Annotated in this window: 17 protein-coding genes and 1 pseudogene; 9 read left to right on the top strand and 9 right to left on the bottom strand. The window is 67.4% G+C overall.

Annotation, left to right across the window (positions count from 1 at the left end):
- Positions 1-26: 26 nt before the first annotated feature.
- Positions 27-194 carry a tryptophan biosynthesis modulator TrpM gene (gene trpM, locus NC4_RS44715; protein ID WP_369690770.1) on the bottom strand — a complete coding sequence of 56 codons (168 nt, stop codon included), beginning with the start codon at positions 192-194 and terminating at the stop codon, positions 27-29.
- A gap of 42 nt (positions 195-236) precedes the next feature.
- Entirely contained in the window at positions 237-719 is a 483-nt protein-coding gene (locus tag NC4_RS19020; RefSeq protein ID WP_067540127.1) for a MarR family winged helix-turn-helix transcriptional regulator, read from the bottom strand.
- 50 nt (positions 720-769) lie between these two features.
- Between NC4_RS19020 and NC4_RS19015 the strand changes: the two genes are divergently transcribed.
- The 3 genes and pseudogenes from NC4_RS19015 to NC4_RS19010 all read left to right on the top strand — a co-directional run bounded on the left by NC4_RS19015 (position 770) and on the right by NC4_RS19010 (position 2,895).
- Positions 770-1,192: a nuclear transport factor 2 family protein gene (locus NC4_RS19015; protein ID WP_067540983.1), complete on the top strand. Its 423-nt coding sequence runs from the start codon at positions 770-772 to the stop codon at positions 1,190-1,192.
- A 142-nt stretch (positions 1,193-1,334) separates the two neighbouring features.
- Positions 1,335-1,607, top strand: a pseudogene (locus tag NC4_RS45305) (DUF8224 domain-containing phage-derived protein); the annotation flags it as partial.
- A gap of 46 nt (positions 1,608-1,653) precedes the next feature.
- Positions 1,654-2,895 carry a hypothetical protein gene (locus tag NC4_RS19010; RefSeq protein ID WP_157554884.1) on the top strand — a complete coding sequence of 414 codons (1,242 nt, stop codon included), beginning with the start codon at positions 1,654-1,656 and terminating at the stop codon, positions 2,893-2,895.
- Positions 2,896-3,132: 237 nt separating this feature from the next.
- On the opposite strand, the gene NC4_RS42830 is transcribed toward NC4_RS19010, so the two are convergent.
- From NC4_RS42830 to NC4_RS19000, 3 genes are read right to left on the bottom strand one after another with little or no spacing between them, the layout of a single operon-like run.
- Positions 3,133-3,834: an acyl-CoA dehydrogenase family protein gene (locus NC4_RS42830; RefSeq protein WP_245721788.1), complete on the bottom strand. Its 702-nt coding sequence runs from the start codon at positions 3,832-3,834 to the stop codon at positions 3,133-3,135.
- Between the two features lie 45 nt (positions 3,835-3,879).
- Entirely contained in the window at positions 3,880-4,263 is a 384-nt protein-coding gene (locus tag NC4_RS42825) for an acyl-CoA dehydrogenase family protein (RefSeq protein WP_245721787.1), read from the bottom strand.
- Between the two features lie 56 nt (positions 4,264-4,319).
- Complete coding sequence (locus NC4_RS19000; protein ID WP_067540121.1) at positions 4,320-4,532, bottom strand: hypothetical protein; 213 nt, start codon at positions 4,530-4,532, stop codon at positions 4,320-4,322.
- A 237-nt stretch (positions 4,533-4,769) separates the two neighbouring features.
- On the opposite strand from NC4_RS19000, the gene pdxS reads away from it, so the two are divergent.
- Both pdxS and NC4_RS18990 read left to right on the top strand, forming a co-directional pair.
- A complete protein-coding gene (pdxS, locus tag NC4_RS18995) occupies positions 4,770-5,672 on the top strand; it encodes a pyridoxal 5'-phosphate synthase lyase subunit PdxS (RefSeq protein ID WP_067540981.1) in 903 nt (300 codons plus the stop codon).
- Between the two features lie 100 nt (positions 5,673-5,772).
- On the top strand, positions 5,773-6,957 hold the full coding sequence (locus NC4_RS18990; RefSeq protein WP_067540118.1) for a metal-dependent hydrolase family protein: 1,185 nt from the start codon (positions 5,773-5,775) through the stop codon (positions 6,955-6,957).
- A gap of 17 nt (positions 6,958-6,974) precedes the next feature.
- Here NC4_RS18990 and NC4_RS18985 read toward each other — a convergent pair whose 3' ends face one another.
- Positions 6,975-7,484 (bottom strand): tetratricopeptide repeat protein, encoded by a 510-nt coding sequence (locus tag NC4_RS18985; RefSeq protein ID WP_067540115.1) that lies wholly within the window; start codon positions 7,482-7,484, stop codon positions 6,975-6,977.
- Positions 7,485-7,853: 369 nt separating this feature from the next.
- Here NC4_RS18985 and NC4_RS18980 point away from each other — a divergent pair, with 369 nt between their 5' ends.
- Complete coding sequence (locus NC4_RS18980) at positions 7,854-8,711, top strand: MHYT domain-containing protein (protein WP_067540111.1); 858 nt, start codon at positions 7,854-7,856, stop codon at positions 8,709-8,711.
- Here NC4_RS18980 and NC4_RS18975 read toward each other — a convergent pair.
- Complete coding sequence (locus NC4_RS18975; RefSeq protein WP_067540108.1) at positions 8,686-9,513, bottom strand: helix-turn-helix domain-containing protein; 828 nt, start codon at positions 9,511-9,513, stop codon at positions 8,686-8,688. The two genes, NC4_RS18980 and NC4_RS18975, sit on opposite strands and share 26 nt — an antisense overlap.
- A gap of 85 nt (positions 9,514-9,598) precedes the next feature.
- Here NC4_RS18975 and NC4_RS18970 point away from each other — a divergent pair, with 85 nt between their 5' ends.
- Positions 9,599-10,006 (top strand): hypothetical protein, encoded by a 408-nt coding sequence (locus tag NC4_RS18970; protein WP_067540105.1) that lies wholly within the window; start codon positions 9,599-9,601, stop codon positions 10,004-10,006.
- A gap of 4 nt (positions 10,007-10,010) precedes the next feature.
- The gene (locus tag NC4_RS18965; protein ID WP_067540103.1) at positions 10,011-10,424 is read left to right on the top strand and encodes an SgcJ/EcaC family oxidoreductase; all 414 of its coding nucleotides are present in this window, start codon (positions 10,011-10,013) and stop codon (positions 10,422-10,424) included.
- Positions 10,425-10,450: 26 nt separating this feature from the next.
- Here the strand turns inward: NC4_RS18965 and NC4_RS18960 are convergent, their stop codons facing one another.
- Entirely contained in the window at positions 10,451-11,077 is a 627-nt protein-coding gene (locus tag NC4_RS18960; protein WP_067540100.1) for a TetR/AcrR family transcriptional regulator, read from the bottom strand.
- An 88-nt stretch (positions 11,078-11,165) separates the two neighbouring features.
- On the opposite strand from NC4_RS18960, the gene NC4_RS18955 reads away from it, so the two are divergent.
- Entirely contained in the window at positions 11,166-11,966 is an 801-nt protein-coding gene (locus NC4_RS18955) for a thioesterase family protein (RefSeq protein WP_067540097.1), read from the top strand.
- 30 nt (positions 11,967-11,996) lie between these two features.
- On the opposite strand, the gene NC4_RS18950 is transcribed toward NC4_RS18955, so the two are convergent.
- Positions 11,997-12,938 carry an alpha/beta hydrolase gene (locus NC4_RS18950; RefSeq protein ID WP_439957533.1) on the bottom strand — a complete coding sequence of 314 codons (942 nt, stop codon included), beginning with the start codon at positions 12,936-12,938 and terminating at the stop codon, positions 11,997-11,999.
- Between the last annotated feature and the right edge of the window lie 34 nt (positions 12,939-12,972).

Here is a 12,972-nt window from a genome sequence, read left to right as displayed (position 1 = left end):
CCCCGGCGGTCTGAATGGTTTATGGGTTACGAAGACGCGCAGCCGCGAGGCGGCGCGCAAAGCCATCGCATCCCATTGACCTGACCGGGTTCCGACCCGATCACATACCGCACCCGACGCCCATGCACCCGCCGCGCAGGCGCCCGGCAGCCGCGAGGGCGGCAACCACGGGCGAGGCGAACGGCAATGGACATGCCCGCAGCCTAGCAGCGTGGTGTTCGCTTGTACCGCCGGGATTATCGCGGTGGTCGCACCGCGCGGCGTTCCACGGCCGCGGTTCCACCGAGTTCGTGCAAGAGTTCCGCCAGCAGGCTCCGATGTTCGGCCAGCCGCTCCGCGCCGAACGCATCGCCCAGCCGCCGGTCCAGGTCCGCGCGAGCCTGCCGCGCCGCCTCCACTCCCGCCCGCCCCCGATCGGTGAGGCGCACCCGCCGAATACGCGCATCGCCCGGATCGGGCACCCGCTCGCAGTACCCGAGATTCTCGAGTTCCACGACGGATTTCGAAGCCCCCTGCTGCGTCACCCCCAGTCGCGCGGCCAGCTCACCGACCGTCGGCTCCCCGTCGATCAGATGCTGAAACACATACCCGTGCGAAAACCGCAGATCCCCGAACCCCTGCGCGCTGAGTCGCTCCTGAACCACCGCCGCGGCGGCCTGCCCGACGAACAGGGCAAGACTCCCGGTATCGAGCTCCCTCGGGTCGAGTGTGCGTGTCATGGACCAACTACATCATTGACAACCATGGTTGTGCAACTATCGTTGTGGATATGCCAGCGCAGCAGCACCCCAATATCGACATCGCCATCCGCTACCACCGGGCCGTCGCCGAATTCGCGACCGGCGACGACCTCGCCGTCTTCTTCCACCCCGAAGCCACCCACCACGAACTCCCCAACGCCCTCTTCCCGGACGGCAACACCCGCGACCTCCCCGCTCTCTGTGCCGCCTCGGCCGCAGGCCGAAAAACCCTGAGCAGTCAGAGTTTCGAGGTCCGCAACGCCATCGCCATGGACAACCAGGTGGCCCTGGAAGTCCTCTGGACCGGCACGACAGCCATCCCCCTCGGCGACCTCCCCGCAGGTCACACCCTCCGCGCGCATATCGCCGCCATCCTCGAATTCCGCGACGGCAAGATCGTCGCCCAGCGGAACTACGACTGCTACGAACGCCTTACGCCCGTTCCGGAGTGAAATGCGGGGGAAATCAAGTGCCGTTGGCGGTTAGTCTCGGGCTTCGGGTGGATAGGGAGGATCGACAGCCACTATGACCATGCAGACTGCGGGGAGTGTTCCGCGGCCCATCGACGATCGGTAGGACGAGTTTCTCGCTGCGGTGCGGGAGCGGTTTCGGGCGGCCGTTGGCGCGGGCGGGGAGCTGTTCACCGTCGATACCGGGGGACTGTTCGAGGTGTTTCTCGAGGCGCTCACGCCCGAGCTCGCGGCTGAGAATGCTTGCGGGACTTGCCGTGCCTTCGTGCGGCGGTTCGGCGGGCTCGTGGTGGTCGGTGCGGATGGGCGGGCCGAGTCTGCGTTGTGGGCGGTGAACGGGGTTCCGCCGCGGTATGAGCGGGCTGTCGGGGCGGTGGCGGCGGAGGTCGAGCGTAGACCCGTCGGGTCGGTGTTCCGGTCGCAGGAGACGAGTTGGGGGTGCGGTGAGCGGGGGGGAGTGGACGCATCTCGCGGTGACGCCGCCCGAGGGGATGGTGCATCGGCCCTCGGCGGTGGCGACCACGTTTCAGTACGTCGCGGCCAAGAACGCCGATCGGGAAACGCTCGTGCGCGCTGTCGCGGAGTTCCCGCGTGATGTCGTGAAAAAGGCTGTGGCGCTGTTGCGTACGGAGCAGCTGTATCGGTCGGATGCGATTCTCGGGGCGGGGACGTGGTTGCTGGAATTGCACGAGCGACTCGAGGCGGTGCGCGGGCGCGACGGGGCGGCGCAGCGGCGGCGGGACAATCTCGTGTGGCTGGCGGCGGCTACCGCGCCCGCCGGGTACTGCCATGTGAAGAGCGGGATGATCGGCACGCTGCTCACCGATCTCGCCGCGGGGCTGCCGTACGAGAGCGTGAAGCAGCGGTTCGCGGAGAAGATGCATCCGCTGCAGTATCGGCGGCCGACCGCTGCCCCGACCGCGGCCATGATCGCGCGGGCGGAGCGGGTCATCGGTGAGTTGCGGGCGGCGGGATCACTGGAGCGGCGGTTCGCCCGGCTGGACGATGTGCAGCCGATGTGGTCGCCCGAGCGGCGAGACGAACCCCGTTCCGCGAGCGGTGTTTTCGGGCATCTCGCGACGGCCGGAAAGAAGCGCGGCAGCGGCGATCTGGATGCCGATCCGGTGGTCATGACCTGGGAGAAGTTCCAGCGCACCGTACTGCCGACCGCGGAGCGCATCGAATTCGAGGTGCCCACGGGCGTCACGAGTTACGGGGCCATGGTGACCGCCGCGAATCCGGATGCCCCGCCGATCGTGCAGTGGGACAAGCTCGACCGCCGCAACCCGGTCACCTGGTACCTCTACGTCAACGGCTCCCCGGCCAAGCAATGGGGTTTGCGGCCGGGCGAGTTTTGCCCGGTGACGGCGATCATCCCGCACCCCGCGACCTGGCACGTCGAGGCCGATCGCACCGCCCGCGAACAAGCGGTGCTGTTCGCCCTGGCGGGCGCGACCGACACCGCCTACACCAACGGCGCGGGCTTCTTCCCGGAATTCCTCAGCACCGACCTGCACGAAATCCGAAAGACCCTCGAGGCATACGCCAAGGACGCCGTGGTCGCGGGCAAGAACGAGGCACAAGTCTGCGGCCTGCTCATGGCCAAGGGCGGCACCCTCGGCCACACCTTCCGCGTCACCTCCGGCGGCATCCGCGTGCGCTACACCCTGGACCGCTGGGACTGATCGCAGGTTTGCGCCTCCGGCGCGCGGGAACAGAGTCAGGGGCGGTCGGTTCTTTTGATCGAGATGTGACGGCTGCCCGCGTCGGTTAGGGTCGGTGGCGGTTCGCAGGAGGGCGAACCCTTGTGTGGAGGTGAGTGGTTTTGTCCTACCTGCTGTATGACTTCCTGGTGCCGTATCTGGGACCCTCGGGTGCGGAGTACTGGGCGACCATGTTGGTGGTCGGCTGGCGCTGACCGGTCAGCCGAGCGGGCTGTGTCCGAGCAGGACATGTCCGGTGAAGCGAGTCTGCTTGGCGCGGGGGAGGGGATGGAACAGGCAACCGTGGATGTCGCGGTACCACATCTCCAATGGCAGTGAACGGGAATAGCCTGCGCCGCCGACGGTTTCGATGGCCAGGCGGACCGTGGCGACCAGTGAATCGGCCGCCACGGTCTTTCGGCTGAGAGTGCGGGCGGCGAAGGCATCGGTATTGCCGAAACGGAGATCGTCCGCATCGGTGAACATGGCGCCGATCAGATCCGCGGCCGTGGTGTAGGCGTTCATCATCTCCCCGGCCAGCGCCACCATATGCGGTTCGGTGCGGCCCGCCAGCACCTTCGCCACCAATTCCACGGCGCGGTCGGCGATTCCGAGATAGGCCGCCATCACCAGCGGCAGGGCCGCGCCGATCACCGAATTGAGAATCGGCGGCCACACATCGGCCGGGCGGATCAGCGAGATCGCGGCATCCGGCACGAAGACATCCTCGAACACAATGGTGTGCGATCCACTCGCCCGTAAACCGATTGTGTCCCAAGTCTTGTCGATCCGAACCCCGGGCGCGCTCAAGGGAATCGCGCAGTGCAGCACCTGCGGCCCGTCCGGCGACTCCCAGCGAATACTTGTCACCGCCACATTCCCGGCCTCGCACCCGCTCGCCGGGGCCTTGCGCGCGCTCACCCGATAGCCCCCCTCCACCCGGACGGCGCTGCCATTGGACTCCACTCAGTCCGAAGCGCCGGTACTGGCCAGAATCGCGCCGCCGACCACCTTCTCGAATACGGCGCTCGCATCCATCCCGTGCTTGTGCCGCCACACCTGCAATGCCACCAGATGCGAATGCATGGCGAACGCCACCGCCGTCGACGGATCGTGGCGGCCCAGCTCCCGCAGCACATCGCCAATGTCGCGATGACTGGCCCCGCCGCCGCCCGCCTCGGCGGGCACCAGCGCCCGGCTCAGCCCCGAGGACCGGAGCAGATCGTAGGCCGGAAGCGACAGCTCACCGCTGCGATCACGCTCGGCGACGGCATCGGCCAATTCGGCTCCGACGGCCGCGGCCGCGGCGACCCAGTCGGTGGCGGGGGTTACGGATTCGGTGATCGTCATACCGCAGAACTATGCGGCGCGTTCGCCGCGGGTTCGAGCCGCATCCGACTCGAGATCTATCCGCCGGGCAGCCAGATATAGGCGGCCCACGCCCCGAGCCACACCGCCAGCAGGATCAGCGTGGTGATGCGCGGCCACCGCCGCCGGGGTTCCTCGCGGAGCGGCCCCAGCCATACCGAATACGCGTCCGGATAGCCGCGGCGCACCGGCGGTGGCGCGTCCCCGGGCTCGGTGGCGCCGCCCACCGAGATCTCCTCGCCGGAATCCATACCTGAACGGTATCCGCCCTGGTCGGCAGCTCGCCACCGACGCGGCCGGTCGGTTGTAGCGGCGGAATAGCCGTATTGCGCGGTCCGGCCGGGCGGTCGGTGTGATGCGGGCTACTCTCGCCACGGCAGCAGTCCAGTCGTGTCCGACTGGCTATGAAGTGGCCTGATGTGGACGCCTAGAATCGGGTTGTTCGATTCCGAGCGATCCGATTGGCCCAGATGATACAGGAGTTTGCCGTGACTACGCCCGAGTCCACCCCGACCATCGGCACCGCCCGCGTGAAGCGCGGTATGGCCGAGATGCTGAAGGGCGGTGTGATCATGGATGTCGTCACGCCGGAGCAGGCCAAGATCGCCGAGGATGTCGGCGCCGTCGCCGTCATGGCGCTCGAGCGCGTCCCCGCCGATATCCGCGCCCAGGGCGGCGTGTCCCGCATGTCGGATCCGGACATGATCGACGGCATCATCAGCGCCGTCTCCATCCCGGTCATGGCCAAGGCCCGCATCGGCCACCTCGTCGAGGCCCAGATCCTGCAGTCTCTCGGCGTGGACTACATCGACGAGTCCGAGGTCCTCACCCCCGCCGACTACGCCAACCACATCGACAAGTGGAACTTCACCGTCCCCTTCGTCTGTGGCGCCACCAACCTGGGCGAGGCGCTGCGCCGCATTACCGAGGGCGCGGCCATGATCCGCTCCAAGGGTGAGGCGGGCACCGGCGACGTCTCCAACGCCACCACCCACATGCGCACCATCCGCGCCGAGATCCGCCGCCTGACCTCGCTGTCGAAGGACGAGCTCTTCGTCGCCGCCAAGGAACTCCAGGCCCCCTACGAGCTGGTGTGCGAGGTCGCCGAGACCGGCAAGCTGCCAGTCGTCATGTTCACCGCCGGTGGTATCGCCACCCCCGCCGACGCCGCCATGATGATGCAGCTCGGCGCCGAGGGCGTCTTCGTCGGCTCCGGCATCTTCAAGTCCGGCAACCCGGCCCAGCGCGCCGCCGCCGTCGTCAAGGCCACCACCTTCTACGACGATCCGGATGTGCTGGCCAAGGTCTCCCGCGGCCTGGGCGAGGCCATGGTCGGCATCAATGTCGAGGAGATCCCGCAGCCCCACCGCCTCGCCGAGCGCGGCTGGTAATCGGCTGTTGCACAAGCGATTCGCGCTAGCAGGGCGGGCCTTCGGGCCCGCCCTGCTAGGTTCGGAGGCGATCTTGTCCGCCGACCGTTCGGGAGCTTCAGTGAGCCTGTCGATTGTCAATGCCGCGATCTTCGACGGTGAATCCGCGGAACCGGTCGAAGCCCCGGTGCATATCGAGGGCGGGCGAATCGTCGCCGTCGGCGGCAGTTTCGAGGCCGAGCGGGTCATCGACGCGCGCGGCCGGACGGTGCTGCCGGGCCTGATCGACGCGCACTGCCACGCCTACGGCATCTCCCTCGATCTGCTCGGTCTCGAATCCAGCGCGCCCAGCTATGTCGCGCTGGCCGGGGCGCGCCGCCTCACCGCGGCGCTGCGCCGCGGTTTCACGACCGTGCGCGATGTGGCGGGCGGCGACGCCGGACTCGCGCGGGGCATTGCCGAGAGACTCATCAGCGCGCCGCGCTACCTCTACACCGGTGCGGCGCTGAGCCAAACCGGCGGCCACGGTGATGCGCGCGGCGTGGATTCCGATGTCTGCGGCTGCCATTCGCACATGACCGAGGTGGTGGACGGTGTCGACGCCGTCCGGGTAGCCGTGCGCGACCGCTTCCGCCGCGGCGCGCACGCCATCAAGATGATGACCTCGGGCGGCGTCATGTCGCTGGCGGATCCGATCCGGGTGCCGCAGTATTCGGCCGAGGAGATCCGCGCCGCCGTCGACGAGGCGAGCCGACGCGGCAGTTATGTTGCCGCCCAAGCGTATTCGCCCGATGCCATCCGCCATTCGGTGCGCAATGGCGTCCGCTCGATCGAGCACGGCAACCTCATGTACCCCGAAACCGCCACCCTCATGGCCGAACACGGCGCCTACCTGGTCCCGACCCTGGCCACCTACGACTCTATTGCCCGCCGCGGCAAGGAGGTCGGCCTGGCTCCGGTCTCGGCCGAGAAGAACCTCGAGGTCCTCGAGGCCGGTGCCGAGGCGGTGCGAATGGCCCGTGCGGCCGGGGTGCGCGTCGGCTTCGGCACCGACCTGATGGGCGCGCTGGAAGACGAACAGCTGCAAGGCATCCGGCTCCAGGTGGAAATCGACGGCTTCGCCCTCGCCCTGCAATCGATGACCTCGGTCAATGCCGACCTCATCGGCCGCCCCGACCTCGGCCGCATCCGCCCCGACTGCGTCGCCGACCTCCTCATCGTCGACGGCGACCCGTTCACCGACCCGTCCGTGCTGTGGAACGGCGAGCGCACCGTCATCCAGGCCGGTGCGCCGATCGCCGACTGATGGCGCAGTTCGCACGGTCACTCTCGATCGGTTCGCCCACCTGCTTCGCGCCGCAGCAGTTCCTCGTAGAGTTGCCGCGATTCCAGCGTCTCCGGATGGTCGAACCCGTGCAGTGCTTCGCGTCCCGACATCGCGCCGGCTGCCAGCGCTAGTGCCTCGGCGGTATCCCCAACGTGCGCAAGCGTATCGGCGAGACGGTGCCGCCAATACAACGCATTGTCCGATGTCGGTCCTTGCAGCTCCTCACACTCGCGCAGCATCTCGCGCAAGGGCTCGATTGCCTCGTCGTGCGCGCCGTAACGGAGTAGGAACAGGATGTTCGACGCCCGTTGCCGACTGGTCCGCACCGACCGCCAGCTCTTGATCGCCACGATGGAGACCACTAGCACGGCGAATATCCCGATATCCGTCCAAGGCCGAGGCCGCGATTCCGGTGCCAGCTGGTCGAGCAGCCACTTGACGCAGTAGGCGACAGCGAACCAGAGCACCATATTGCCGAAAACACTTCGTGCGGAGACCCGCATCATTCCCCCTCCGCTCGTCCGGATCGCGGCGGCGGCACGGAGCGGTCACGATCGCCGCCTGTTGAAGCTCCCCAGCCCATTTCAACGATTCCACGATAAGCGTTTCGCAGCAAGCTATTCGGTCTCGGTCGATGCCCTCGCCGACTGCCGGAAGTTGCGAGACGGACGCTGGGCGTCCAGGGTGCTAGACGTGAAATCGTGGTGCCTGGTATTGGCAGCGCAGTCTCGCTACCAGCGCGCATACGCTCCAGCAAACTCGGCAACTTTTCCAGTATTGTGCTGCGGCAAATTTACTACCTGGCATTTCGTGGCTAGTGTTCGGCGCTATCACCGGTGAACAGTCGACGTTAGAGCTTCTGGCAAGGAGTCCGCATGCTGGAAATCGACCAATTCACCTATGGCTGGCTGACTCCCACGCTGGCCTATGTCATGTCCGTCACGGGGTCGTTGCTGGCGCTGCGGTGCATGGTGCGGGCGCGCGCTCAGACCGGGCATCGCGGGTGGGTTGCGATCGGGGCCGTCGCCCTGGGCGGGACCGGGATATGGGTTATGCATTTCATTGCGATGCTGGGGTTTTCGGTGCGGGAGGCGACGATTCGCTACAACGTGCCGATCACGGTGATCAGCGCACTCATCGCCATGGGGGTGGTGTGGCTGGGGCTGTCGATCGTGGTGCACCGGCACGGGGGAGAGGCGTTCGCGCTGCTCACCGGCGGGACGGTGACCGGTCTGGGGGTCGGGGCCATGCACTACTCGGGGATGTACGCCATGAAAACCAATGCGGCGGTGCGCTACGACTCGTGGATCGTGCTGTTGTCGCTGGCCATCGCGGTGGTCGCCGCCACGGCGGCGCTGTGGTTCGCGCTGCACGTGCGCGGTTTGATCGCCACCATCGGTGCGGCGCTCATCATGGGAATCGCGGTGTGCGGCATGCATTACACCGGGATGTACTCCATGCGCGCGCATGTCGCCGAGCACATGGACATGCATATTCCGCCGGGGGCCAATCCCGGGCAGTTGCTGACGCTGCTCATCATCGCGGTCAGCATGGTCACTTTGCTGATGCTGTTGCAGGTCGGCATCACCGATGTCGACGAGCCCGATCTCAGCCGCATCCGCGGCCAGTACGCCAGCCGCTACTGGCCCAGTGCGGACGGGGCCGTGCGGCATCGGTTCGATCCCGACGACTTTCCCACCGAGACCTTCAGATCCCGTCGCGACCGGCCGTGACGCTCGCCAGGGCGCGCAGCGTCGTCGCGGTGAAATCGTCCAGGGGATAGAACAATTCGATCGCCAGCTCGGAGAGGGTGACATCCGCCGGGGCGCCGAAGGTGACCATGGTGCTGAACATGCGCAGCTCACCCATCGGGGTGCGGATGCGCAGTGGCACCGCGAACGGGCTCGTCAGCGGTTCGTCGGCATCCTCGGTCTCGGGCGGGAACGGATAGGCCGAGACCTCGTCGTACAGTTCGCGCAGGATCGGATCCCCGGTGGCATTGACCTGGCGGAGCAGGCGCTCCAGCAGCCAGGCGCGGACCTGGCGGTAGTTCACCATATGCGCCGGGGCGGAGGGACTCTCGGGATACAGCGCGAGCCGGTACACATTCGGCGGGCGATCGGCCAGCTCGGCGGGCACCGCATCGTCGAACAGCCCCATCGACCGATTGGTGGCGACCACATTCCAATACCGGTCCACCACCACCGCCGGATACGGTTCGTGCGCGGTCAACATGGCATCCAAGGCCGCCCGCGCCGACGCCATCTCCGCATCGTCGAGGCTGCTCTCCCGGTATTCCGGCGCATACCCGCCCGCGAGCAGCACGGTATTGCGTTCCCGTAGGGGCACATCCAGGACCTCGCACAGCTTCAGCACCATCGCGCGGCTGGGCTGCGCCTTCCCGGTCTCGACATACGACACGTGCCGCGCCGAACTGTCGGCCGCCAGCGCCAGATCCAGCTGAATCAACCGCCGCCGCTGCCGCCATTCCCGCAGCAGCACACCTACCCCGGACTCCCGAACCACACGCGCCACACACCCAGATTAGCCAGGGCGGGTGGGCGGCCATGAACTCCGAGGTCATTGAGACCATGACCGTCGGGCTGGCACCGTCGACTCCATGGCAGCGACAACTCTTCCGGCCATCGATACCGGACCCGATCCCCTGCGCACGGCACTGCGTCTGGACGGCTGGGGCACAGGCGTTTTCGGCGCCTTCATGCTCGCCGCCGCACCTGTCCTGCGCGAACCCCTCGGCATGCCGACAGCCTGGTCGGCCCCCTTCGGCGTCGCCATGCTCGGCGGTGCGGTCGCGCTCCTGCTCATCGCGGGCTACCCGGCCATCCCGACCCGCCCGGCGGTCACCGTCGTGATCGTCAACGCGCTGTCCGCCGTGACCCTGACCATCCTCGCCTTCACGGACGTGCTCTCCCTGACCGCCTGGGGCAGCGCATTCCTCCTGATCGGCGCCGCAGTCGTCGCCCTCTTCGCCACCGCCGAATACCTCGGCCTCCACAAGGATCGGTGAACCCATGACCAACACCTCGCACGACGAATCCGCCCTGCGCACCCTGCTGCAAGCCCAAGCCGACGCCTGGGCCGCGGGCGACGGCCCGGCCTTCGCCGCCACCTTCACCGACGACGCCGATTTCGTCTCGGTCATCGGCGAATTCATTCAAGGCCGCGAAGAAATGGCCATCGAGATGCAGAAGGGTTTCGACGGCTTCATGAAGGGCACCCGCATGTCCGAGCCGGGCACCCTGAAAATCCGGTTCCCCGCCCCCGATACCGCGGTAATGATCACCCAGGGCGTGCGCCCGAGCCGCCCCGACAACCCCGCCGGACCCGACGAGCAATCCATTCAAACCCGAGTCGCGGTGCGCGCCAACGGAACCTGGTTGTTCACCACCTTCCGGAACACGCGCGTCACCCAGTTCCCGGCCTGAGCGGGCGGGTCATCGGACGGCCGGAGTCAGGCCCGGACGAACAGCCGCAGCGATTCGCCGACCACCGCGTCGCGGGTCCGGTCGTCCGGGTCGCCCTCCGGGCGCAACCAGATGGACGCGTGATTGAGGATGCCGTGCAGACAGTGCAAGGCCACCGACGGGTCCGGGCAATCGAATTCGCCGGACTCGATACCGCGGTCGATGACCTCGCGAAAGAGCCGGTCGTGGCGGCGGCGCATGGTCTTGATGGCATCGCTGTGCTCGTCGGGCCAGGGCGCGGGGAACGAGAACAGCTTGCCCACTTCGGGATACAGCACGGTCAGAATGTGCAACTGCTCGGCGACAAGCGTGCGCAGTTGCTCGGTCGTCGATCGGTCGGACACGGCGTCGAGGGCCTCGCCGAGACGGAGCAGCACATCGGAGGTCAGCTTCTCCAAGGCCGCCGACACCAAGGCGTCCTTGCTCGGAAAGTAGTGGTACAGCGTGGCTTTGGCGATATCGGTGCGCTCGGCCACGTCCTCGAACCGCATGCCCTGATACCCGCTGCTGGACAGGATCTGCAGCGCGACCGCGATCATCTCCGCCTTGCGGCGGTCACGGCGGCGCGCGGCGCGCCCGGCGGGAGCGGCCTCCTGGTCCACGGTCGAAGTCATCGCCCGATCATATCCGGGGTCGTGAAGTAAACCACAAAGGCGGCAATACGACTAGTGGGACGAAAGTTCGACCCGTAGGTTGATAAGCATGATCGATGCGACCGGGCCCGAGTCCAGCTACTTCCGACGAGTCGGTGCGCACCGCTTCGTCCCGACCGGACACGCGAGCGGCGCGTGGGCCACCGACGAGCAGCACTTCAGCCCACTGGGCGGGCTGATCGTGCACGAAATCGAACGAGCACGGGCGAGCGAGCGACGCGCCGCGCTGACAATGAGCCGTATCAGGTTCGACATCCTCGGCCGCATCGGGTTCGAGGAGTTCGACATCCATGTCGAAACCCTCCGGCCCGGCCGCACCATCGAACTCGTCCAGGCCGCGGTCGTCATTGCGGGCCGCAGCGTGGTGGCCGCGCGCGCGTGGTTCCTCAGCGGCGATGACACCGACAGCGTCGCAGGCGGCGAACCCGTTCGTCTCCCGAATCCCGAGTCTCTGTCCGCCTGGCCGCTGACCTCGGTCTGGCTCGGCGGATACATTGCCTCTCTCGACACCCGCGCGGTCGGCACCCCGCAGCCCGGTCGGACCACCATGTGGGTCTCGACGCCGCTGGACCTGGTGGCGGGCGAACAGGCGAGCACCCTCGCGTCCTATATCGCCCTGGTCGACACCGCCAATGGCATTGCCGTCCGGCAGGAACCCACCAAATGGATGTTCCCCAACCTGGACCTGACCATCCACCTCTACCGCCAACCCGAGGGGCTCTGGACCGGCCTGGACACCAGCGTCGTCTTCGGTCACACCGGGCAGGGTCTGACCACCACCGTCCTGCACGACACCCGAGGCCCCATCGGATCCGCCCAGCAGATCCTCACCGTCCGCCCCCAGCCGTAGGGGCGACATCGCGGCCGATGGCGGGTCGGGTCAGGCTCCGATGGCGCGGGCCAGGTGGGGCCAGGAATCGTGGAGATCGGTTTGGAACTGGCCCCAGGTGTGTGAGCCCACCGGTCTGCTGACATGGATCGGGGGCATGCCGAGTTGGGTCAGGCGCGCGGCGAAGGCCGACGTGCACGAACCGGCGATCGCCTCGATGACGGGGGAGGGGATGCCGCCCTGATCGATCGCGCCCGGAATGCCGGTGGCGGCCGAGAGGTAGACGGTCTTGCCGCGCAGGCGATCCGCGGTGAGGTAGGGATCGTGCGAGCGCCACACCGCACCGCCGGGCGGGCCCCACATATTGCCGGGATTCCCGCCGCCGCGCAGGACCACGGCGCTGGCCATGGCGACGCCGGTGGAATCCGAGGTCCAGGGGCAGCCGCTGTAAGACGCGACCGCACTATACTTCTCGCTCGCTTGAATGGCGCGATCGATGGCCGATCCCGCACTCATGGACACCCCGGCGATGGCATTGCGGCCGCTGGTGCCGAATCGCGCGTCGATGATCCCGGGCAGTTCCGCGGTCAGGTAGGTCTGCCAGCGATTTCGACCCGCAATCGGATCATCGGCAATCCAGTCGGTGTAGAGACTGAACGCCCCTCCGGTCGGCAGCACCACATTGACGTTCTTGTCCGCGAAGAACTCCCGGATATCGGTGTCGTCCCACCACGAGATGCCATCCTCGCCTCCGCCCGCGCCGGTCAGAAGGTACAGCGTCGGCGCCGGACCGTCCACGGCCCGGATCACCCGATTGGACACGACCCGGTTCATGGCCGGGGAATAGACGTCGACCTGCGAAATACGTTCTCCAATAGGGATTTCACCAACCATCCACGCCTCCTGCGGGGCCGCCGCGGCGGGCCGGACCAGGACGACGGATGCGGCGGCGACACACGCGAACAGAGCCCAGATCTTCGAAGCGTTCACCACTCCGTTGTACCGACTGCACCCCGCGGATTTCGCG

Source organism: Nocardia crassostreae (assembly GCF_001613405.1).
Classification (GTDB): domain Bacteria; phylum Actinomycetota; class Actinomycetes; order Mycobacteriales; family Mycobacteriaceae; genus Nocardia; species Nocardia crassostreae.
The sequence above is the reverse complement of the archived record's forward strand: the minus strand, read 5'-3'. Positions and strand labels throughout refer to the sequence as shown.